Origin of the sequence: Sphingomonas sp. Leaf28, assembly GCF_001421685.1 — a bacterium.
Lineage (GTDB): Bacteria > Pseudomonadota > Alphaproteobacteria > Sphingomonadales > Sphingomonadaceae > Sphingomonas > Sphingomonas aurantiaca.
Genome location: NZ_LMKX01000007.1, coordinates 300,988 through 322,706, shown reverse-complemented (window position 1 = coordinate 322,706; position 21,719 = coordinate 300,988). Strand labels below are relative to the sequence as shown.

General features: G+C 67.6%; 17 protein-coding genes. 10 read left to right on the top strand and 7 right to left on the bottom strand.

Going from position 1 to position 21,719, the window contains the following annotated elements; all coding sequences use genetic code 11:
* Positions 1–3 precede the first annotated feature (3 nt).
* On the bottom strand, positions 4–669 hold the full coding sequence (locus ASE79_RS07960; protein ID WP_056414422.1) for an HAD family hydrolase: 666 nt from the start codon (positions 667–669) through the stop codon (positions 4–6).
* Between the two features lie 239 nt (positions 670–908).
* Between ASE79_RS07960 and ASE79_RS07955 the strand changes: the two genes are divergently transcribed.
* The 10 genes from ASE79_RS07955 to ASE79_RS07910 all read left to right on the top strand — a co-directional run bounded on the left by ASE79_RS07955 (position 909) and on the right by ASE79_RS07910 (position 13,244).
* Positions 909–1,544 (top strand): DsbA family oxidoreductase, encoded by a 636-nt coding sequence (locus ASE79_RS07955; RefSeq protein WP_056414418.1) that lies wholly within the window; start codon positions 909–911, stop codon positions 1,542–1,544.
* 176 nt (positions 1,545–1,720) lie between these two features.
* Positions 1,721–2,260 (top strand): GNAT family N-acetyltransferase, encoded by a 540-nt coding sequence (locus tag ASE79_RS07950; RefSeq protein WP_162237018.1) that lies wholly within the window; start codon positions 1,721–1,723, stop codon positions 2,258–2,260.
* A 294-nt stretch (positions 2,261–2,554) separates the two neighbouring features.
* Positions 2,555–4,135, top strand: coding sequence for a TldD/PmbA family protein (locus tag ASE79_RS07945; RefSeq protein WP_235516807.1), 1,581 nt, complete (start codon positions 2,555–2,557; stop codon positions 4,133–4,135).
* Between the two features lie 16 nt (positions 4,136–4,151).
* Positions 4,152–5,486, top strand: coding sequence for a TldD/PmbA family protein (locus tag ASE79_RS07940; RefSeq protein ID WP_056414413.1), 1,335 nt, complete (start codon positions 4,152–4,154; stop codon positions 5,484–5,486).
* Positions 5,487–5,562: 76 nt separating this feature from the next.
* Complete coding sequence (locus tag ASE79_RS07935) at positions 5,563–6,258, top strand: DUF4159 domain-containing protein (RefSeq protein WP_056415725.1); 696 nt, start codon at positions 5,563–5,565, stop codon at positions 6,256–6,258.
* Between the two features lie 31 nt (positions 6,259–6,289).
* Positions 6,290–7,291, top strand: a complete 1,002-nt coding sequence (locus ASE79_RS07930; protein WP_056414410.1) for an AAA family ATPase — start codon at positions 6,290–6,292, stop codon at positions 7,289–7,291.
* Positions 7,284–8,183 (top strand): DUF58 domain-containing protein, encoded by a 900-nt coding sequence (locus ASE79_RS07925; RefSeq protein ID WP_156359600.1) that lies wholly within the window; start codon positions 7,284–7,286, stop codon positions 8,181–8,183. The genes ASE79_RS07930 and ASE79_RS07925 overlap by 8 nt, the downstream gene beginning before the upstream one ends.
* Entirely contained in the window at positions 8,180–9,307 is a 1,128-nt protein-coding gene (locus tag ASE79_RS07920; protein ID WP_056414407.1) for a BatA domain-containing protein, read from the top strand. The genes ASE79_RS07925 and ASE79_RS07920 overlap by 4 nt, the downstream gene beginning before the upstream one ends.
* 50 nt (positions 9,308–9,357) lie before the next feature.
* Positions 9,358–11,403, top strand: coding sequence for a DUF4175 domain-containing protein (locus tag ASE79_RS07915; RefSeq protein WP_162237017.1), 2,046 nt, complete (start codon positions 9,358–9,360; stop codon positions 11,401–11,403).
* Positions 11,400–13,244 (top strand): hypothetical protein, encoded by a 1,845-nt coding sequence (locus ASE79_RS07910; protein ID WP_056414400.1) that lies wholly within the window; start codon positions 11,400–11,402, stop codon positions 13,242–13,244. Before ASE79_RS07915 ends, ASE79_RS07910 begins: the two co-directional genes overlap by 4 nt.
* Before the next feature lie 12 nt (positions 13,245–13,256).
* Here ASE79_RS07910 and ASE79_RS07905 read toward each other — a convergent pair whose 3' ends face one another.
* The 6 genes from ASE79_RS07905 to ASE79_RS07880 form a co-directional block, all read right to left on the bottom strand.
* A complete protein-coding gene (locus tag ASE79_RS07905) occupies positions 13,257–13,541 on the bottom strand; it encodes a DUF3325 domain-containing protein (protein WP_056414397.1) in 285 nt (94 codons plus the stop codon).
* Positions 13,538–15,160 carry a PepSY-associated TM helix domain-containing protein gene (locus ASE79_RS07900; RefSeq protein ID WP_321163328.1) on the bottom strand — a complete coding sequence of 541 codons (1,623 nt, stop codon included), beginning with the start codon at positions 15,158–15,160 and terminating at the stop codon, positions 13,538–13,540. The genes ASE79_RS07905 and ASE79_RS07900 overlap by 4 nt, the downstream gene beginning before the upstream one ends.
* Positions 15,127–15,441, bottom strand: a complete 315-nt coding sequence (locus ASE79_RS07895; protein WP_056414394.1) for a hypothetical protein — start codon at positions 15,439–15,441, stop codon at positions 15,127–15,129. Before ASE79_RS07895 ends, ASE79_RS07900 begins: the two co-directional genes overlap by 34 nt.
* A complete protein-coding gene (locus tag ASE79_RS07890; protein WP_056414391.1) occupies positions 15,438–17,711 on the bottom strand; it encodes a TonB-dependent siderophore receptor in 2,274 nt (757 codons plus the stop codon). The genes ASE79_RS07895 and ASE79_RS07890 overlap by 4 nt, the downstream gene beginning before the upstream one ends.
* A 135-nt stretch (positions 17,712–17,846) precedes the next feature.
* On the bottom strand, positions 17,847–20,480 hold the full coding sequence (locus ASE79_RS07885) for an AAA family ATPase (RefSeq protein WP_056414387.1): 2,634 nt from the start codon (positions 20,478–20,480) through the stop codon (positions 17,847–17,849).
* Positions 20,477–21,592 carry a metallophosphoesterase family protein gene (locus ASE79_RS07880; RefSeq protein ID WP_056414384.1) on the bottom strand — a complete coding sequence of 372 codons (1,116 nt, stop codon included), beginning with the start codon at positions 21,590–21,592 and terminating at the stop codon, positions 20,477–20,479. Before ASE79_RS07880 ends, ASE79_RS07885 begins: the two co-directional genes overlap by 4 nt.
* Between the last annotated feature and the right edge of the window lie 127 nt (positions 21,593–21,719).

The window sequence follows — 21,719 nt, the reverse complement described above, 5'->3', positions numbered from 1 at the left end:
CGATCACGCTCCCAGCGGCGATTGCGCGTAATCCGCGAGCAACGCCGCCACATCGTCATAGATGGCGACCGGGCCCGCGGATTGCAGTTGCGCGTCGGTGAACTTGCCCGATCGCACCGCAACCGCGGCGATCCCGCACCTTGCCGCCGCCTCGATATCATAGGGTGTGTCGCCGACGACGATGACGTTGGCTGGGGCGAGCCCTGGAAGCTTTTCGAGCGCGGTCACGAAGATGTCCGGCGCCGGCTTTGTCTTCTCGACGTCGTCGCTGCTCGTCGCCGCCGCGAGCAGGTCGCGCGCGTCGAGCAGGTCGATATAGTGATCGAGTTCGGATCCCGACGCGGACGACGCCAGTACGACCCGCTGGCCCAGGCCATGCGCGTAAGCCAGCAGGGCGTTCGCCTCCGCGAACGGTTTTGCCGTCTCAAGATATTTCGCCTTGAAGATCGCGCCATGCGCGTCGCCGAGCGCATCCTGCTGGGCCTCGTCGGCATCGGGCAACAGCGTCGGTACGAGCATGTCGGTCCCCTTGCCGATCTGGTCGTGGATGCGCTGACGATCGAACGATGCCCCCATGCCTGCGAAGGCTTCCTCCCACGCGAGCACGTGCATGTCGTTGGTATCGACCAGCGTACCGTCGATATCGAAGAGTATGGCTTTGATCTGCATGCGGCTATCCCGGATCTGAAGGCGTATTGCGGCTCATCGGCGTGCCAAGGGCCCGGAGCGGGCGTCGCGCTCGGACGGCGACGGCAGGCTGCGAGAGCAACCAAACGGCCGGCACCCCGGATTGGCTCCGACATCAGCGACTTTCGCGCGGTCGAACCGCAGACCAGATGCATCTTGGCTGGCGCGACCTTATATCCGGGGTTCCCTTCAACCGCTTACGGTGTCGCGTGTCCAAGAAAATGAAAATCGATTTCGTCTCCGATATCTCGTGCCCATGGTGCATTATCGGGCTGCGTGGTCTCGAGCAGGCACTGAGCCGCACCGGCGACCGGATCGACGCTGACATCACCTTCCAGCCGTTCGAACTGAACCCGAACATGGGCAAGGACGGCCAGAACATCGTCGAACACATCGCCGAAAAATATGGCTCGACGCCCGAACAATCGGCCGCCAACCGCGCGATGATCCGCGAGCGCGCTGCCGATTTGGGGTTCACGATGCAGATGTCGGACACGAGCCGCATCTACAAAACGTTCGACGCGCACCGGCTGCTGCATTGGGCGCACATCGAGGGCAAGCAGGCGGCGCTGAAGAATGCGCTGTTTTCCGCGTATTTTACCGATCAGCAGGCCATGTCCGAGCATGGCGTGCTGACCGCCGCCGCCGTGTCTGTCGGGCTCGACCCCACGCGAGCCGCCGCGATCCTGGCGTCGGACGAGTTTGCGGACGACGTCCGAACTGCCGAACGGCTCTGGCAATCGCGCGGGATCAGCGCAGTACCGGCCGTCGTCATCAACGATCGCTATCTGATCTCGGGTGGCCAGCCGTCCGAAGCGTTCGAAAGCGCGCTGCGCGACATCGCCGCCGAGGCCTGACCGTTCTTGCCTTCGGTTCGGCCCATAAGCGGCATGCGTGTCCGCGGCTGACCGTCGAGCGTTGGTCCGGGGTCGACGCCGCGTTGCAAGACGATCGGACCGAAGGGAAAGACGCCTTGATCGCTGCGTCGGCCGTCGTCATGCTAGTCGTCCTTCGGAAAGAGGTATCAGGTCCTGTGGTCGATTATCGCCTCGCAACGACCGGAGATGCGTCGGCGATCGGCGCGGTGCACGTCATGTCATGGCATGAGACCTATGCCGGGCTACTCCCCCGAGACATGCTGGACGGTTTGTCGGCCGACCGCCGGTCGGCAATGTGGGCTGCGGTTCTCGAAGTCCCAGCCAGCCCGATCGCGACACGGGTATATGTCGCGGAGAGCGCAGGCGAGATCATCGCCTTCGGGGCGTGTGGCGGTCAGCGTGACGATGCGATGCGCGAACGTGGGTTCGTCGGTGAGATCGGGGCGATCTACGTCCTTCAGTCGCACCACGCTGGGGGCGTGGGTCGCGCCCTCATGAATCTGCTGGCACGTGATCTGATGGCGCGGCCGGTATCTGGCGCGAGCCTCTGGGTCCTGCGGGAGAATCTGGGTGCGCGCGGCTTCTACGAGCGGTTGGGCGGCGCAATCATCACTGAAAAGGCAGCGGCGGACGGCGATAGAAGCTTGCATGAGGTCGCATATGGTTGGCCGGACCTCCCGCGCCTGATCTGCTAAAGGCTTGCAGAAAGAGGCTTTTGACCAAGCGGTCTGGTGTCGAGGCCGCGCTTATATCCGCCGGCATACGCGCCACCCGGCTAGCTGTAGCAGTCTTGTAAAACACCGTGTTGACGTTTGCCGAAACGCGCGCGATGATCCCGCTATCGGACTGGGTATGATCGAACATCGGTCATAGTCGCCGGGATCAGGGACCGTGCCACGCAGGGGATACTCGCGGGCGATATTAGGGGAACGGCGTTGCACAGACGGGACTTCCTGGCCGCAAGCGGCCTGGCATTGGGCAGCGGCGTTTTGCCGACCTTTCTCGGGCGCGCGATCGCCGCCGAGGAGCTTGTTTCCACCATCGACGTCGCCGTGAAGAAGCGCCTCGCCGACGCCGCGCTGAACGCCGCCAAGAGTGCCGGCGCCAGCTATTGCGACGTCCGCGTCGGCCGGTACCTTCGCCAGTTCGTGATCACGCGCGAGAAGAATGTCGAGAACGTCGTCAGCACGGAATCGACTGGTGTCGGCGTCCGCGTCATCGCCGATGGCGCCTGGGGCTTCTCCGCCTCGAACGAGATGACCGTCGACGCGGTCGCCAACGCCGCCAAGCTCGCCACCGCGATCGCCAAGGCCAACGCCAAGTCGCAGACCGCGCCGGTCCAGCTCGCGCCGACGCCCGGCGTCGGCGAGGTGTCGTGGCGCACCCCCGTCAAGAAGAACGCGATGGCGGTGCCGCTCAAGGAAAAGGTCGACCTGCTGCTCGGTGTCAATGCCGCCGCCACCGATGCCGGCGCGAGCTTCGTCAATTCGATCCTGTTCCTCGTCAACGAGCAGAAATACTTCGCCTCAAGCGACGGATCGTACATCGACCAGGACGTGCATCGCATCTGGGCGCCGCTGACAGTCACCGCGATCGACAAGGCGACGGGCAAGTTCCGCACCCGCGAAGGCCTTTCCGCGCCGATGGGAATGGGGTTCGAATATCTCGACGGCGCCGCCTCGGGCAAGTTCGTCTCGCCCAACGGCGTCGTGAACTACGGCCTGTCCTACGACATGAAGGAGGACGCGATCGCTGCCGCCAAACAGGCGCAGGCGAAGCTCAAGGCACCGACCGTCAAGCCCGGCAAATATGATCTGGTCCTCGATCCGTCGCATACCTGGCTGACGATCCATGAATCGGTCGGCCATCCGCTCGAGCTCGACCGCGTGCTCGGCTATGAAGCCAATTATGCGGGCACCTCGTTCGTGACGCTCGACAAGGTCAAGCAGCGTTTCCAGTATGGCAGCCCCGAGGTCTCGATCGTCGCCGATAAGACGCAATATGGCAGTCTCGGCGCGGTCGGGTACGACGACGAGGGCGTCAAGACCAAGAAATGGGACCTGATCCGCGACGGCAAGCTGGTCGATCTGGAGGCGATCCGCGACCAGGCGCACATCATCGGCAAATCCGCATCCGACGGGTGCTGCTATGCCGACAACTGGGCCAATGTGCAGTTCCAGCGCATGCCCAATGTCAGCCTGGAAGCGGGCAAGAAGAAGCAGAGCGTCGCCGACATGATCGCAGGCGTCGAGAACGGCATCTACATCATCGGCGACGGCAGCTTCTCGATCGACCAGCAGCGCTACAACGCGCAGTTCGGCGGGCAGCTGTTCTACGAGATCAAGAACGGCAAGATCACCCAGCAGATCGAGGACGTCGCCTACCAGATCCGCACCCCCGAATTCTGGAACGCGTGCGTCGGCGTATGCGACGCCAGCGACTACCGGATGGGAGGCTCGTTCTTCGACGGCAAGGGCCAGCCGAGCCAGGTGTCGACGGTCAGCCACGGCTCCTCGACCGCGCGCTTCAACGGCATCAACGTCATCAACACCGCCCGCTCGCTCGGCTGATAGGGAGACACAGGTCATGAGCATCCTCACCGAAGAGCAGGCGCGCGCCATCCTCACCAAGGTCGTCGCGCTGTCGAAGGCCGACGAATGCACCGCGCAGCTGACGGGGTCGATCGACGGCAACATCCGGTTCGCGCTGAACAACATCTCGACCAGCGGCGTGATCACCAATTCGGATCTTGCCGTGCAGGTCGCGTTCGGCAAGCGGGTCGGCACCGCGACGATCAACCAGTTCGACGACGCCTCGCTCGAACGCGCCGTGCGCCGCGCCGAAGACCTTGCCCGGCTGGCACCCGAAAACCCCGAATTCGTGCCCGCGGTCGCCAAGCAGGTCTACAAGCCGTCGCCGACGTTCAGCGCCGCGACCGCGGCGATCGATCCGGAATATCGCGCCAAGGTCGCCGGGGATTCGATCACCGCGTGCAAGGCGGAGAAGCTGATCGCCGCGGGCTTCCTGCAGGACGGCCAGAGTTATGTCGCGTTCGCCAATTCCAAGAGCAATTTCGGGTATCAGCGCGCATCTTCGATGGATTACACCTGCACGGTCCGGTCCGAAGACGGTCGCGGATCGGGTTGGGTCGGCCGCAGCCTGCAGGATTCGTCCGCATTCAGCGCCTCGACCGACATCCGCACCGGCATCCGCAAGGCGTCCGCCTCGGTCGACGCGCGCGCGCTGGAACCCGGCAAATACACCGTCATCCTCGAACCCGCGGCGGCGGCGGGGCTCATCAGCTTCATGATGAACTTCTTCGATGCGCGCCAGGCGGACGAAGGACGCAGCTTCCTGTCGAAGAAGGGCGGCGGCAACAAGGTCGGCGAGCAAGTATATGATCCGCGCGTCAACTTCACCGCCGACCCCTGGGCACCCGGCGCCGCAGTGATGCCGTGGGACGAAGAGGGCCTGCCGCGCGAGGCGATGCCGATCATCAAGGACGGCAAGATCGTGAACCTCAACTACTCGCGGTACTGGGCGCAGAAGCAGGGCAAGCGCGCGGTCGGATCGCCGGGCAACCTGCTGATGGCGGGCGGCACCAAATCGACCGCCGACCTGATCCGCGGCACCGAGCGCGGGATCCTTGTCTCGCGCACCTGGTACATCCGTATGGTCGATCCGCAGACCGTGCTGCTGACGGGCCTCACTCGCGACGGGACGTTCTACATCGAGAATGGCGAGATCAAATATCCGGTGAAGAATTTCCGCTTCAACGAGAGCCCGGTCATCATGCTCAACAACATCGACGAACTCGGCAAGCCGGTGCGCGTGGCGGGCGACGAGAGTTCGCTGGTGATGATGATCCCGCCGATGAAACTGCGCGACTTCACCTTCACCTCGCTGTCGGACGCGGTCTGATCTTGCCGGTCCCCCACCGACACCACCCCGGCTTCCGCCGGGGTGGTAGCTTGACGCGGGGACGCCACGCGGAATGATGACGCGCCACGACTTCCTCAAGCTGATGGGCGCGGGACTCGCCGCTTCGCTACTCCCGCGTGCGGCCACCGCCGCGGGGGCGTATGACTTCTGGTTCACGCGGCTGCGCTATCAATCCGGCGACTGGGACGTCGACCAGCGGATGCCGTCGAACATCATCACGTCGCTGATCGATTATACCAATTTGCGCGTCGACCCGAAGGAGCGTGTCGTCGCGCTCGCCGATCCGAAGATGCTGACCGCGCCCTTCTGCTACATGGCCGGGCACAAGCTGGTCGAGTTTTCAGCCGACGAACGGCGCAACTTCGAACGCTATGTGCGAAGCGGCGGGTTCGTGCTGGTCGACGATTGCAACCACGACATTGACGGCCTGTTCGCGCAGTCCTTCGAACGCCAGATGACCAAGATATTCGGTCCCCGCGCCCTGCAGAAGTTGCCGCCCAAGCATCCGATTTACACGAGCTTCTTCAAATTTACGGGGCCGCCAGCGACGACGTTCGAGCTGAATGGCTGGGGCGACGACCTCGTCCATGACTATCTCAAGGGTGTCACGATCGATGGTCGGCTGGGGCTGTTGTACAGCAACAAAGATTACGGGTGCGAGTGGGACTATGACTGGCGCAACAAGCGCTTTCTCGCGCAGGACAATACCAAGTTCGGCGTCAACATCGTCATGTACGCGCTGACCGTCTGACCAGACCCGCCCGAGTATGCTTAGGACCGACATGACCAAAACCGACGTCACCGAGACCGAGATCGCCGCGCAACTGGCCAAGCTCGGCGAACTTCGCGCCGCGATCGGCCGGGCGATCGTCGGGCAGGAGGCGGTGGTCGAGCAATTGCTGATCGCGCTGATCGCCGGCGGCCATTGCCTGATGGAGGGCGTTCCCGGACTCGGCAAGACGCTGCTGGTGCGGTCGCTCGGCGCGGCGCTGGCGCTCGATTTCCGCCGTGTCCAGTTCACGCCCGATCTGATGCCGAGCGACATTCTCGGCACCGAATTGCTCGAAGAGGATCACGGCACCGGCAAGCGCCATTTCCGCTTCCAGCAGGGCCCGATCTTCACCAATTTGTTGCTGGCGGACGAACTCAACCGCACGCCGCCCAAGACGCAGGCCGCGCTGCTCGAGGCGATGCAGGAGCGCACTGTCAGCTATGGCGGCACCACCTATGCGCTGCCCGACCCGTTCTTCGTGCTGGCGACGCAGAACCCGATCGAGCAGGCGGGCACCTATCCGCTGCCCGAGGCGCAGCTCGACCGCTTCCTGCTCCATGTCCGCGTCGATTATCCGAGCGAGGCGGAGGAGCGCGCGATCATCGCGCAGACCACCGGCAGCCGCACCGCGACGGTGCCGCGCGTGCTCGGCGCGGACGATGTGCTGGTATTGCGCCGCTGGGTGCGCGACGTGCATCTCGGCGAAGACCTGCTCGACTGGATCACGCGGATCGTCCGCGCGAGCCGGCCCGGCGACGGGATGCCCGACGCGATCCGCACCTACGTCCGCTGGGGTGCGGGGCCCCGCGCCGGGCAATCGCTGGTGCTCGCCGCCAAGGCGCGCGCGCTGCTCCAGGGGCGGCTTGCCGCGACCCGCGACGACATCCTCGCGCTGGCCGCGCCGGTGTTGCGCCACCGCCTGATCCTGTCGTTCGCCGCGGAGGCGGAGGGCGTCAGCCCGGACCAGGTCGTCGCCCGGCTCGTCGGCGCGGTGAGAGGACCGGGTGCCTGATACACTGATACCGGCTGACGTCCGGCACAGGTTGAAGGGACTGTCCCTAGTCGCCCGCCGTGCGGTGGGGGATCGCGGCATCGGGTTGCATGCGAGCCACAGCCGCGGCACGGGGCTCGAATTCGCGCAATATCGTCCGTACGAGTTTGGCGACGAGCCGCGCCAGATCGACTGGAAGCTCTACGCGCGCTCGGATCGTTTCTTCGTCCGCGAGGCCGAGCGGGAAAGCCCCGTCGCGCTCTGGATCCTGCTCGATGCGAGCGCGTCGATGGCGCAGGTAGACGCGCGCCGCGCCGGTTTTTCGCGGCTGGATGCTGGCAAGGGCCTGGTCGCAGCACTGGCCGAACTGGCGTTGGCGCAAGGCGACCGGTTCGCGTTCGCCGCGTTGCGCGACACGGATCTCGCCCTCACCCGTCCGGCGAGTGGCACGCGGCACCGCGACCGCCTCCACCTCGACCTCCACGGCCTGACGGCGGCGGGCGGTTTCCCCGAGGAGACCGCCTTGGCGCCGCTGTGGGAACGCATCGGCCAGCGCGACCTGATCGTCATCGTGTCGGACTGGTTCGACCCCGCCTGCCTCGAGCTCGCGCGTCGGCTGTCGGCGGCGGGGCGCGAAGTGCTCGGGATACAGATCCTGACGATCGGCGAACGCGATTTCGACTATGACGGCGGCTACCGCTTTCGCGAACCCGAGACCGGCGAGGAGCTGCTCGGCGACGGTGCCGCGCTGCGCGCCGAATATCTTGGGCGGTTCGGCATAGCGCAGGCGAGCCTCCACGCGGCGCTCGATGCCGCGGGCGTCCGCCACGCCGAACTCGTCCTCGATCAACCACTCGACACGCCGTTGCAGCGACTGTTCGGCCGCGCCGGCAACCGGGCTGGCGGCGAATGACGCCGACGCTGCTGCTGCCGCTCGGCCTGGCTGCGCTCGGTGCGATCCTCGTCCTCCTCGTCCTCCACCTCGCGCGGCGGACCGAGCAGCGCCCGACCGACTTCGCCGCGCTACGCTGGCTTCGTCAGAAACCGCGCCCGCGCCATCGGCCCAAATTCGACGAACTCCTGTTGCTGGCGACCCGGATCATGTTGCTCGCGCTGTTGGCGGTCTTCCTGGCCGGACCTGCGCTGCTGAACACGCAGGATGCGACGCCCGTGATCGCCTTCGCCCCGGGTATCGACCCCGCAACCGTGGCCCGGGATGCAAAGGCTCGCGCGATATGGCTCSCCCCCGGCTTCCCCCCGATCGAAACGCCCGCCCCGCCGGGCGCGGTGCCGATCGGCAGCCTGATCCGCCAGCTCGACACGCAGACCGCTGCAACGGCGCCACTGACATTCATCGTCCCCGCCACGCTCGACGGCGCGGATGCCGAACGCCCGCGCGTGTCGCACCGCGTGCGCTGGCATATCATTCCCGGCGCCGTGGCGACAAGCAAGACCACCCCGTCGCCGCTCCGCCTCGCGCTTCGCACCGACACCGCCCATGCGACCGGCGCACGCTATATTCGGGCTGCAGCCGCCGCGCTTGAGCTCCCGATCGATAGCGGTGATCCCGCACACGCTGTACCGAAGACGACGACGGCATTGATCTGGTTGGCGGGTGGTCCCCTGCCCGCCGCCGTCACTCGCTGGATCGAACAGGGCGGCACGGCGCTCGTGGCCAGCGATACGGTGGTCGAGGCTGGCGCCACCGTCCCGACATGGCATGACGAGACCGGCCGGCCGCTCGTCGAAACGCGCGCGCAGGGCAAGGGGCGCGTTGCGCGGCTGCTGCAACCGTTCGACCCGATGGCGATGCCGGCGCTGGTGGAGCCTGCGTTCCCGAAGGCTCTAGCAGAGCTTCTCGCACCGGCGCCACCGCCAATGCGGGTAGAGGCGAGTGTGTACCGACCGCTCCCCGGCGGCCTGCCCCCGGCAAGCCAGTCGCGCGATCTTCGGCCTTGGTTCGCGCTTGCCATCGCGGTGGCCTGGCTGGTCGAGCGCTCGCTCGCGACGCGCGCCAAACGGGCGATCGCGCCATGAGCGTGGAAACGCCGATCGCCGATTGGGCGAGGCACGCGCGAACGCGATCGATGCGCGACGACGTGCTGCTGGCGACGCCGATCGTGATCGTCGTTGCGGCATTGGGCTGGCGCCTGGCGAACCCGGCAACTGGCGTAGTATTGGCATTGCTCGGCGCCATTGCGACCGTGCTGATCGCACGCAACCGCGCGCGCCGTTACGACCGCCGCTGGTTGATCGCGGCGATCGATGCCGCGCGAAGCGACGCGGAGGACAGTAGCGACCTCCTCTTTGCCGATCCGGCAACGCTGACTCCGCTGCAACGCTTGCAACGTGCCCGGGTCGAGGCGCGACTGGCCGCCGAACCGGTGCCCGAGCTGTATCACGCGCGATCGCACCGAACGACGGTCGCGCTGTGGCTGGTCGCAGCCGCCTCCCTTGCCGCGATCGCGCTCCGGCCCGACCAAGCCGGGTCCGGTGGACTGCTGTCACCGGCGCATGAGGGCGTCGCGCGGCCGGGTATCCCCACGCTGACGGCGCAGCGGCTGACGGTCGTCCCGCCCGCTTATACCGGCCTGCCCTCGCGCGCGCTCGGCACTCTCGACGCACGTGTTCCAGCGGGCTCGCGGCTCGAATGGACGCTCGCCTTCACGCCGGATCCTGCCGCCGCCGCGATCGCCGTCCTCGACGCAAGCCGCACCGCGCTTGCCAGGTCCGGCGCGACCTGGACGGCAACGCGGACCGCAGACCGATCGCTCCTCTACCGCGTCGTCGCGGCAAGCGGCCAACCCGCGCCGCCGCTCCACCGTATCGACGTGGTCGTCGACCAGCCCCCGCGCATCCGCCTCGTCTCGCCCAGCGCGACGCTGATCCAGATGTCCCCCGGCCAGCGCAGCTGGTCGCTGTCGTTCGAGGCGACCGACGATTACGGCGTGCAGGCCGTGGCATCGCTGCGCCTTGTCGTCGCGCAGGGCGAAGGCGAGAATGTCCGCTTCAGCGAGCGGGCCATGGCGGTCCGTGGCACCGGTAATTCTCGCCGCCGCATCTTCGCGACGACCATCGCGCTCGCGGGAACCGGTTTTACCGAGCCCGGTGACCTCGTCGCGCAGCTCACCGTCGCCGACGCGCGCACGCCGGCGCCGCACCGCGTGATCGGCCCGGGCGTCATCCTTCGCCGTCCGCCCTCAAGCGGTGCCGAGAGCGGACTGGAGGCGATGACACGCCGCACGATGCCGGCCTATTTCAGTAGCCAGCGCCAGGTCATCATCGACGCCGAAGCGTTGCTTGCCGAGCGGCCCCGCCCCGCGCCCGACCGCTTTCTCGCGCGCTCGATCTCGATCGCCGACGACCAGCGGCTTTTGCGCATGCGCTATGGCCAGTTCATGGGGGAGGAAGTCGGCGGTGGCGCGACCAACGCGATGCCGACCAGCGACGTGGAGGAAGGCACCGCGCCGCCGGCAGACGAGCGTGCGGGCGAACCTCCCACCGCGCCGCCGCAATTCGGGCAGGAGAGCGCGATCGTCGAGACGTACGGCCATACGCACGACGAATCCGAAGCCGCGACGTTGCTCGATCCCGGCACGCGCGCGACGTTGCGACAGGCGCTCGACAATATGCGCCAGTCCGAGACCGCGTTCCGCTTGGGCGATCCCAGGCGCGCGCTGCCGTTCGCGTACAAGGCGCTGCGCTTCATCAAACAGGTCCAGCAAGCGACGCGCATCTTCCTGGCGCGTACCGGATCGCAACTGCCTCCGGTCGATCTCGCACGTAGGCTGACGGGTGACCGTTCTGATATGGCCGCGCGCACGCTCGGCGCGACGGTTGCAAACCCGGTCGATGCGACGCCGTCGGCGATCTGGGCTGCGCTGGAGACACGCAGCGACGCGGCTGGGCTGGACGCACTGGCACGCTGGCTCCGCGCGAACGAGGCGCGCGTGCCCGATCCGCTCGCGCTGTCCGCAGCGATCGATACGGTGCGCCGCGATCCGACATGCGCTGCCTGCCGTGCGAAGCTGCGCGGTACGCTCTGGAGCGCGCTGCCACGGCCGACACCGGGGCTGACCCGACGCCCGGCGGGGGACGCGGTCGGTCGCAGGTATCTGGACGCACTGCCATGACCGTCGCGCAAAGCGTTGCCGCAATCCTGGCGTTTTCAGTCGTGCTCGGCTGGGTGCGACTCTTATTATGGCAGCGGCGTGCCCCGGCCTCGTCGCGCACACGGGGCTGGCGACTGGCCGCGTTGCTGGCGTTGCAACCGATCGCCGGCCTGTTGCTCTTCTCTACGCTGTTCCCGCCCGCGAGCGCCGGAAAGGCGACGGGCACGCTTGTCATCGCGACGGCCGGGGCACCCCGTTTCGTCACGACGGGAGCGGGCGAGCGGCTGATCGCTCTACCCGAAGCGTCGGGCGTGGTCGGCGCCGAGCACCTGCCCGATCTCGGCACGGCGGTCCGGCGGTATCCCGATGCCGGCGCGTTGCGGATCGTCGGTTCGGGTCTCGAGCCACGCGATCAGGAGGCGAACGCGGGACTGGCGGTGCGCTTCGAACCGGCACGCGCGCCGAGCGGCCTGATCGCGCTGCAACCGCCTGGACCGATCGCTGCGGGCGCGCGGTTCGCGGTGACGGCGCGCGCCGGAGATCTCGCGGACGGATCGGCGGAGTTGCTCGACCCCGCGTCGCGGATCGTCGATACGCAACCGATCGGGTCGACCGGCGAGATTGCGCTGTCCGGCACCGTCCGCGCCGCGGGAACGACGCTGTTCACCTTGCGTCTGCGCGACGGATCGCGTGCGCGGGTCGAGCAGGCAGCGGTGCCGGTCTGGGTCCCGGCCTCGCCATCCGCTCGCGTGGTGATCCTTGCCGGGGCACCGGGCCCCGAAGTGAAATATCTTCGCCGCTGGGCGACCGATGCGGGGGTGGCGCCGCAGGTCCGCCTCGGCGTCGGCGGCGGCGCGTCGCTCGCGGATACGCCGCCCGCCCTCACCATGGCCGCGCTTGCAAAGGTCGACGCGGTGATCCTCGACGATCGCGCCTGGGACGGGCTCGGCACGGGCGGGCGGCAGGCGCTCGCGGCGGCGGTACGGGGCGGCATGGGCCTCGTCGTGCGGATCACCGCGCCGGTGCCACGCGGCTGGCAGGTCCTTGGTCTCAGCGCCCGCGGCACGGCCGACGTCGCGCCCGTGACGTTGCGCGCCGACGCGCCCAGCGACGATGCGCTGGCCGCACGGCGCGGTCCGGGGACGCGCGACGCCCCCGCCTCGATCGCCGGCGCGCGCGACACCGTGCCGGAGCTCACGCGGCAGGCGGTGACCATCGCCGGGGGCATGCCAGTCCTTCGCGACATTCGCGGCACCGTCCTTGCGGCATCGCGGGGCAGCGGACGCGGCAGGGTCGCGCTGGTCAGCCTGCAGGACAGCTTCGCACTCGTCACCAGCGGGCATGGCGACGTCCATGCCCAGCTATGGAGCGAACTCGTGTCCGCCGTCGCGCGTCGCCAGGCGGGTCCGGCTGTGCAGATCGAGGCTCCGGCATTTGCAGGCCAGCGCATGGCGATCTGCGGCGCTGGGTCCCTCAGCGTTACCGATCCCGGAGGACGCGGAGGTCGCGCGCTCGTCGATCCCGCGACCGGGGCTGCCGGATGTGCGGGCTATTGGCCCGATGTTGCCGGCTGGCACCATGTGTCTGGCCCGGCAGCCCGGCCCTTTTACGTCTATCCGGCCGACGCGCTGCAAGGCCTTCGTGCGGTGGATCGTCGCGACGGGACGCTCCGTTTGGTGGGATCCGGCGGGCGTACAAGCGTGGGGACGGTCGAAGACAATCGCGGACCATCCTGGCCGTGGTTCATCGGCTGGCTGCTGGTCGCCGGGCTGCTCTGGTGGCTCGAGCGCGCGCGGATCGGTCGGGGTGGCGTGCCGGTATTCGAGGGACAGACGGAGATTGCGAGCCGGGACCCATACTAGGCTCGCCTCGCTTCAAGACCGGGTGTCGCCGCGCGCTGGAATGACGTTGAGCGCTAGGAAGGCGATCCCCGCGCCTGCCATGACCACGCCCGCCCACAGGATCGGGCCGAAGATCCATCCGCGCGAAAGTATCGCGGGGACGACGCTCCCGACCAGCGCTAGCCAACCGCCGTTGCGCAGCAGCCTGCGCTGCGCCGCTTGGGGGCAGTGCCCGAAGCGGCGTCGATGATGCGCATCGGTGGCGAGCCCCAGCAGCCCGAACGCGGCGGTCGTCAGAAGAAGTGAAACGATGTTCATTCGGCGGGCTCCAGCATGGCGGCCGGGGCGGTGCGGGCGCTGCGTACGCGCCTTGCGGCTGGACGATGGCGCGCGACGCGGCGGGCGAGCAGCAGGAAGGCGATGCCGAATAGCGCCATCGTCGCGTCGATGCCCGCGATCATCAGGTCTCCGATCGCCAGCATGGCGAACAGCCCGCGATCGGTCGCGACGACGTCGTACACCGGCAATGCAATGAGCAGCACGCCGGTCGCCGCGAACAGCGAAGGCCAGACTCGCGCCGGCCTGGCGACAAACGCTATCGCGGCAGCCAAGGCCCAGGCGATGAACAGCATATGCACCTCCCAATCGGCGCGTGCATGCAGCGTGACCGGCAGCAGGCGGTTCGCGCAGAAGAAGCATGCGATCCCCAGCGGAAAGCCACCGATCACCGCGACATTGAGCCGCTCGACCACGCGGAATCCGACATGCGGTCGGGTCGGATCAGGCAGGCGTTCGCGACGCTTGACGGTCCACAGCACGAGGCCGCTTGCGACCATCAGCGTGCCCGCGATCCCGCAGAGGAAATATAGCCAGCGTCCGCCGTTCCCCGCGAACCGTCCGGCGTGGAGCCCGACCATCGCACCCGCGGTCTCGGCAGCGGCGCCCGGTGGCGGTGAACGCCAGACGAGGCGGCCCGTAACGCCGTCATAGGTCAGTTGCGGCGTCCGCGACGACAGCATCGAATTGGCGCTCTGGCTGACCGTCACGCGTGCGGCGGCGTCGCCGGGATCGCTGACCTCGATAAAGCTGGCGGGCGCGCCGAGCCGGCGTTGCGCATCAGTCGCTATCCGTCGCACGTCGATCAGCGGCGCGGGACGTCCGGTCCGCTCGACGGCTGCGGCGGTCGGGAAGAGCGCGGCGAACACGGCTTTCTGGTCGGTATAGTTCGCGACGACCGCCCAAGGCATCAGCAGCGTCATCAACGTGACCAGCCCCGTATAGGTGATCATCAGGTGGAACGGCAGCGCCAGCACTGCGGTCGCGTTATGGCCATCGAGCCATGATCGCTGGCCCCTGGCGCGGCGCAGCGTGAAGAAGTCCTTGAAGATCTTCTTGTGCGTGACGATCCCGCTGATGATCGCGACCAACATCATCATCGTCGCGAACCCGACCAGCCAGCGCGCCCAGATCACCGGCATGTAGTGAAGATCGAAATGGAACCGGTAGAAGAATTCCCCGCCCCGCGTCTCGCGCGCCTGCGCGACCTGCCCGTCGGCACCGATCAGTGCCTGCGTGTCGCGACGTCCTCGACGGCGTCCATGTCCTCGCTCTTCGCCCGGCTTTGGCTGCGGCACCCAGAACAGCTGCACGCCGGGTGACCGTTCGGTCGCCACCGGGATGATCCAGCTCTTGGCGTCGGGCGCTTTCCTGGCGAGATACGCCTGCGCGCCAGCGAGCACACGCATCGGCTGTTCGACGCGCGCGATCTCGGGCCGCATCCAGCGATTGAGCCCCTCGCGCCAGAACGCGATCGTGCCCGCGACGAAGACGAGGAACAGGATCCAGCCGAGCAGCAGCCCGGACCAGGTGTGCAGAAATGCCTGCGACTGGCGGAAGCCCTTGCTCATACCCGCCCCGTCGCGGCGATCGAGATCCATGCGATCGCAGCCGCGAGTCCGGCGGCCAAGGCGAGCATCCAGATCGCCCGCCAGCCGCTGCGCGCGGCAAAGGCCCAGATCGCGGCGATCGCGCACAATGCGAGCGCGACCAGCGAGGCGGTGACGCTTGCCTCGGCGCGGTCGCCGGGCAGCAGCCGCGCGATCGCCATCGCCCACAGGCTCGCCGTCGTATAGCCGAGCGGCACCGCAGCGACGACGCGCAGCACTATGTCGCCGCGACGCGCCCAGCGTGCGCGGGCATGCCCGTCGCCCGCGGTCATTCGAAGCTGTACCGGAGCGACGCGAACGCGGTGCGCGGGCTGCCGTAAAAGTTGCCGCGACCGGTGGCGGCGATGCGGGCGTAATAGCTTTTGTCGAGCACGTTGGCGATATTGAACGAGACACTGGCCCGCTCGCTGAACCTGTACCCCGCGCGCAGGTCGAGCACCGCATAGCTCGGCTGGCGGACGATCGTGGAGCGCGTGCGCGGCGTCCCGTCGGCGTTGAACACCGCCGCATTGCCGCCGAAGGTCGAGCTGAACCACGTCACGCTGCCGCCGAGGCTCGCGCCTGCCAGCGGTCCGTCGACCGGTGCATAGTTGGTGAACGCCTTGATCATGTGCCTGGGCACGATCGGCACCAGCGGCAACCCTTCGAACGCAGCGGTTTGGTCCTCCAGATACTTGGTCTTCGTGTAGGTGTAGCCGCCATTGATCCGCCACCCGGGGAGTATCTCGCCGCTCGCCTCCGCCTCGATCCCGCGGGAGCGGACCTTGCCGGTCTGGAGCACGACGGTCTGGATGTCGGGATCGTTGAACAGGCGGTTGGTCTGCGTGATCTGATACACCGCCGCCGACAGCAGCAGCCGATCGTTCATCAGCGAGAGCTTGGTCCCCGCCTCATATTGCGCGCCTATCAGCGGCTCGATCGGCTGGCTGTCGAGACGGGCCCGTCCGACGGGTGCCGCCTGTGGGGTGAAGCTGTCCGCGTAGCTCGCATAGAGATTGAGCCGCGACGTCACGTCCCAGACGATCCCGGCATAGGGGGTGAAGCGGTTGTCGACGCCATAGCGCGCTGACGGCGGAAGGATGCGGCTCGGCGTCAAAAGCGTCGTCGTCGTGGTATCCCACCATGTCACGCGACCGCCGCCGATCAGCGTCAGGCCGGCGACCGGGCTGAGCCGCATCTGTCCGTAAATGCCATATTGTTCGACGTCGGTCGCGGTGCCGCCATAGACTTGCAGGACGCAATTGGCGGGGGCGGGCGTGATCGCGGTGCTAGTGGCGGGACAGGTCGCGCCGCTGCCCTGTACGGGATAATAAGGAGACGCGCCGTAGGGGTTCAGCGGCGGCTCGAACGGCGACACCGGGTTGTACACGTCGATCCGCGCATAGTTGGACAGCCTGGTGGCGTAGGACGTGCCCGAACTCGCCTGATAATCGGTGCCGAGGATCAGTGTCTGGTCGCGCCCGAACAGCGGGAAGCTGCCGATGCCGTTGAAATCGAACGCGCGCGTCTGCTGCTTGCTATCCCCGCGATAGGCGATGTGGTTCGTTGCGCCGTTGGTCGCGGTGACCGGCTGGTTGCCGATATAGCTATAGATGTCGACGCGATCGACGTCGGTGAACAGCCCGGTCGCGCGCAACGTCCACCGGTCGCTGATCTTGTGCGCCAGTTCGGCAAATCCGGTCCAGGTCTCGGCGTTGAACCGGTTCCAGTCGGCGCCGAGATAGGTCGATCGCTTTACGTCGAGCAACCGCCCGTCGCTGCCGTCCGCGCCGCCGATGATACCCGGCAGACCAGTCTGCACCGCCGGACGGAAACGATCGTAATAGCCGCCGATGGTCAGCGTGGTGCGCGCGCCGATCTCGAGCGATGCGACCGCGAACCCGCCGATGCGATTGCGATGTGCGGTGTCGAAAAACTGGTTCTGGTCCTGCGCCATCGCGCCGACGCGCAGACCCGCGCGCGGGCCGATCGGTGTCGAAACGTCGAGCTCGAACCGCGCATTGTCATAGCTGCCATATCCGGCGCTCGCCTGCATCCTGAACGCATCGAGCGGTCGCTTTCGCACCATGTTGATGCTGCCCGCCGGGTTGCCCGATCCGCTGAACAGCCCCGCCGGGCCGCGCAATACCTCGAGCCGGTCGTAGAAGAACAGGTCCGGGACGGCGGACGGGAAGTTAAACGCGAACGTCGGTACGCCGTCGATCAGATAGTTGGTTATCGCGAACCCGCGCGAGAAGAACGACGGATCCTCGCTGCCGACGCCGTTGACGGTGATCCCGTTGGTCGCGGTCAGCGCGTCCTCTAGCGTGAACAGGTTCTGCGCCTCGATCTGCTCGCGATCGATGACGGTGATGGTGTTCGGCGTGTCCTTGAGCGGCGTCACGGTCTTGCCGACCTCGCGACCATAGCTCTTGCCGATCACCATGATCTCGTCGGACTTCTGCGCCTCGTCCGATCCGACGGCGCCCGGTTCTTCGCCGTTCGCCGGAAGCGGCGCTCCGGCCAGCGCTGCACTCGCCAGCAAAATACTCGAAAAACTCATACTGAACCCCCGTTGTCGGGTGTCATGTATGCCAATCGCTTTTGCGAGTCACTATCAATCTAACGCTTTTGTCATCTTTGCGGACTATTGGGCGAAGCGCTTTCCGGCAGTCAGAGGGCCCTCCGCCTTGTACCGTTACAGGGCGCCCGTCAGCGTGATGCGGTTGCCGAGATGCCGGAACGCGCGATCTCGACAGGTCAGCAGGATCACCTGCATCCGCGTCGCCGCATCGGTCAGGATCTCGGTCATTTGGTCGAGCCGGGTATCGTCCGAATAGACCAATGGATCGTCGAGGATCAGCGACACCGGCAGGCCCTGTTCGAGCAGCATGTCCGCGAAGGCGAGCCGGGTCAGGACCGCGAGCTGCTCCTGGGTGCCCTTGGAAAGGTCAACGCAATTCTCGCCGGGACCGCCCCGTGCGATCGACGTCAGCCCCAAGTCATCCCCGAAATTGGGATCGGCACCGGGCAGGAGACGCTCGATGTAGCGGCGCGCGCGGCGCGCAACCGGCCCGACGAAGGTCCGAGATGTCTCCGCACGCGCGCTTTCCAGCGTATAGCGCAGCAGCTTCAGCGTGTCCGCCTCCTGCGTCACGCGCGCGAGGTTGGCGGCGGCGGCGTCCGCTTCTTCGCGCGCGACGGCCGCGCGGTCCGCGAGCCCCTTGCCGCCTTCCGCCTCGATCCGCGCCTCGAGCCCGGCAATCGCCTTTTCGAGATCGATGCGCTGCGTCCGCGCGACGTCGGTACGTTTGTCCAACACGCCGATCTGCCGTTCGATCGCCGCCACATCATGTGCGGTCGCGGCCCGTTCGGCATCCTGCAAACTGACCAACGCCTCGGCTTCCCGCTGCCGTGCCGCCGACAGCGCCTCGTCCAGCCGCGCGACCTCGGGCTTGGCTTCCAGCGCCGCGAGCTGCGCTACCGCGTTGACGGCATCGCGCTCGGCACCCGCTGCCTGAACCATCAGCGGCGCATTGCGGGCTTCCAGTTCGCGCAACTGTGCCGCCGCTGTCTCATCGGTTCCTTCCGCCCTCGCGAGCGCGGAATCCGTGTCCGCCGCCGTTACGGTCAAGGCGGCGAGGTCGGGCATCTCCTGACCGGCCTCTGCTTCCGCGCGTTCCGACAACCCTGCGACGAAGGATTTCAGTGCCGACGCCCCCGCGGCGATCCCGAGCGACGGCACGGCTGGCGTGACCGCGAAGATCCGCGCCTCGATTGTGCGACCATGCGCGACCGCATCGCGAGCCGCCTCGTTGCGCGCGCGGGCGTCCGCGACACTCGCCACGCCGTGGTCCGCCAGCGCCGCGGCAAGATCATCGCGGGCGTTGGCGAGCGTCGTCTCGGCGCTTTGGAGCCCGGCTGGCGGACGGATGATCACCTCGGCCGCGCCAAGCCGGATCCGCGTCTCGCGCGAGAGCGTCCGGTCGCCCGGCGTGGCCAGGATCCCGTCGATCTCGACGCCGCTGACGTCGCCCGCGAACTCGACCCGCGTCGCCCCGGCCTCGACCGCCGCGCGCGCGTTGTCGACGGCGCGTTCGCGGTCTTCCAGCGCTTTGATGACGCTCGCGGCGATCACGGTCGCACCAAGCGCACGCGCTGCGGCGAGTTCGGCTTCGAGCGGCAGCAACTCGGCATGCCGCTGGCGGGCGCGGGCGATCTCGGCCTCGCGCGCTCGGGCGGCAACCAGCTTGGTGGCAGCATCGAGCGCGACATGCGCCGCGCGACGCGTGTCACGGGCCATCGCGAGCCGATCCCGTGCCGTACCAGCCCGCTCCCGCGTGCCCGCCAATTCCTGTTCGAGGCCGGATCGCGTGTCCCGCGCGGTCGCAAGCGCTGCGGCCGTGTCGCTGACCGCCTTCCTGGCGTCCGCGAGACGCACGGTGAGATCCTGCAACCCCTTGACCTGATCGGCGAGGCGACCTTGCTCGGCCCGCCTGGTATCGCGCAACTGCGCTGCGGAGCGTGCCACGTCGATCTGGCCGACCAGCGCCTTTCGCCGCTCCGCATCCGTCGTATCGGCGAGATCGCGGTCCAGCAGCTTCAGCCGGGCTCGCGCCGCCTCCAGATCGGCAAACCCCTGTTCGAGCGCCGCGAGACGCGCCGCCGCTTCGGTCGCAACCCGCTCCGCCGCCTCCTGCTCGGTCCGCGCTGCCGATTGCCGAACACTCGGACGACCGGTGTTGGTCCAATAGTCGGCGAACTGGCTGTCGATCCGGGGCCGGACACGCTGATAGGCGGCACCACCCATGATCGTGCCGACCTCGGCCTCGAGCGTCGCACGGACGCTGTCGCGGACGATCTCGCCGGGCGGCGTGACGTCGAGCGCCTGGGCCTGGCCGACCCAGAGCAAGCCGAGCGCGCCGTGCGCGGCCGCATCGCCCGCCTGGCTGGTGTCGCGACGCGCGCCGAGCAACGCCTGTAGCTGGGCTTCGGCATCTTCGCCCTGCGCGCGACCATTGGGTCCACGGACCTCGACCGACGCACTTTTCAGGAAGCGCTTGCTGACGTGCCAGTCCTCGCCCCGCGCCTCGAAATCGATCTCGATCTGCGGCGCGACGGCTTCGCCATGTGGGGCATAGCTGCGCGCCAGTCGGTTGGCGGTATTGTGACGGATGAAGAACGCCGCGCGCATCGCTTCGAGCAGCGTCGACTTACCCGTCTCGTTGGGCTCGATAATGACGTTCAAGCCGTCGGTCAGCCCGTCGAGCACGAACGGATCGCGGAACTTGCGGAAGTTGTTCAGCGCGACGCGCCGGATCTTGAGGCTCATGCTGCGTCCTGTCCGCGCTGACATTCGACGAACAGGCGCTCGAGCGCCCGCTTGGCGGTGACGGCGTCGCTGCCCCCGGCCTCGATGATCGTCATCAGCTTCGCCGCGGCGGTGCCGATCATGCCCTCCACGCGAAGATCGGCGAGATCCTGCTCGCTCGGCCGACCGACCAGATCGTCCGCCGCAACCGCGAGATGGCGCAGGCGATGGCGCAGGTCATTGTCGAGCTTGCCGAGGATCGCGATCCGGTCGGACAGGCTGACGATCCCGGCAAGCGACAGTTGCAGCAGCGTCGCCGATGGTTCGATCGGTCCGAGCAGCCGGTCGCACGCCGCGGCAAAGCCGTCCGCGTCCGGGATCGTCCAGTCGCGCATCAGCCACTGGAACCGCCCTGTCCGGATCGGTGCCACGACCGGCTCGACGCCCGGCTCGAGCGTCACGAGCAGCGCGTAGCCCGGCTCGTCGCGCTGAAACCGATCGGTTTCGGGCGTGCCCGAATACCAGGTTCGGGCATCGACGCGCAGCGCGCCATGCCAGTCGCCGAGCGCCAGATAGTCGAGGTGGGAGCGCTGGGCGCGATCGGGCGCGATCTGGTTCTGCGCTTCGCCGCGTGACGAGAAGTCGCGGATCGACCCATGCGCCAAGCCGATGCGGAGCGTCGCGCCCGGCGTCTCCATCGTGTCGAACACGGCGGTCGGGTCGTCCAGATTATGCCGGTGCGTCAACGGGGCCGGAAGGAGCCAGTGGCCGGGTTCGAGCTCGCACGGCACGGCTTCGGTAACGACGCGGATGTTCGCCGCCCCCTTGGCGCGGACGCGGTCCCACAGGCCGCTGTTGCGCGCGAAGTCGTGATTGCCGGGGAGCAGCCACCAGGTGCACGCATAGCGCTGCATCCGCGATACCGCCTGCACGATGACGCGATCCTCCGGTCCCTCGGTATCGAACACGTCGCCTGCGACCAGGACGTGCGCGGCACCATGCTCGGCCGCGGCCTTGCCGATCGCGTCGATCGCGTCGAACCGCGCCTCGCCGAGCGCCGCACGGACATCGCTGGCGAAGCGGCCATAGGGTTTGCCGAGTTGCCAGTCGGCGGTGTGAATCAGGCGGAGCATGCAGGCTTTCTAGTCATGGAGGGGCGCGGTGGGACGCATCCCCCTGCCCTACTCTGTACTGGTCCGCCAAGTTAACCCACGATGTGGCTGTCCGGCTGTAGTCAGTAGTCCGGGGCGACCGCGGGCC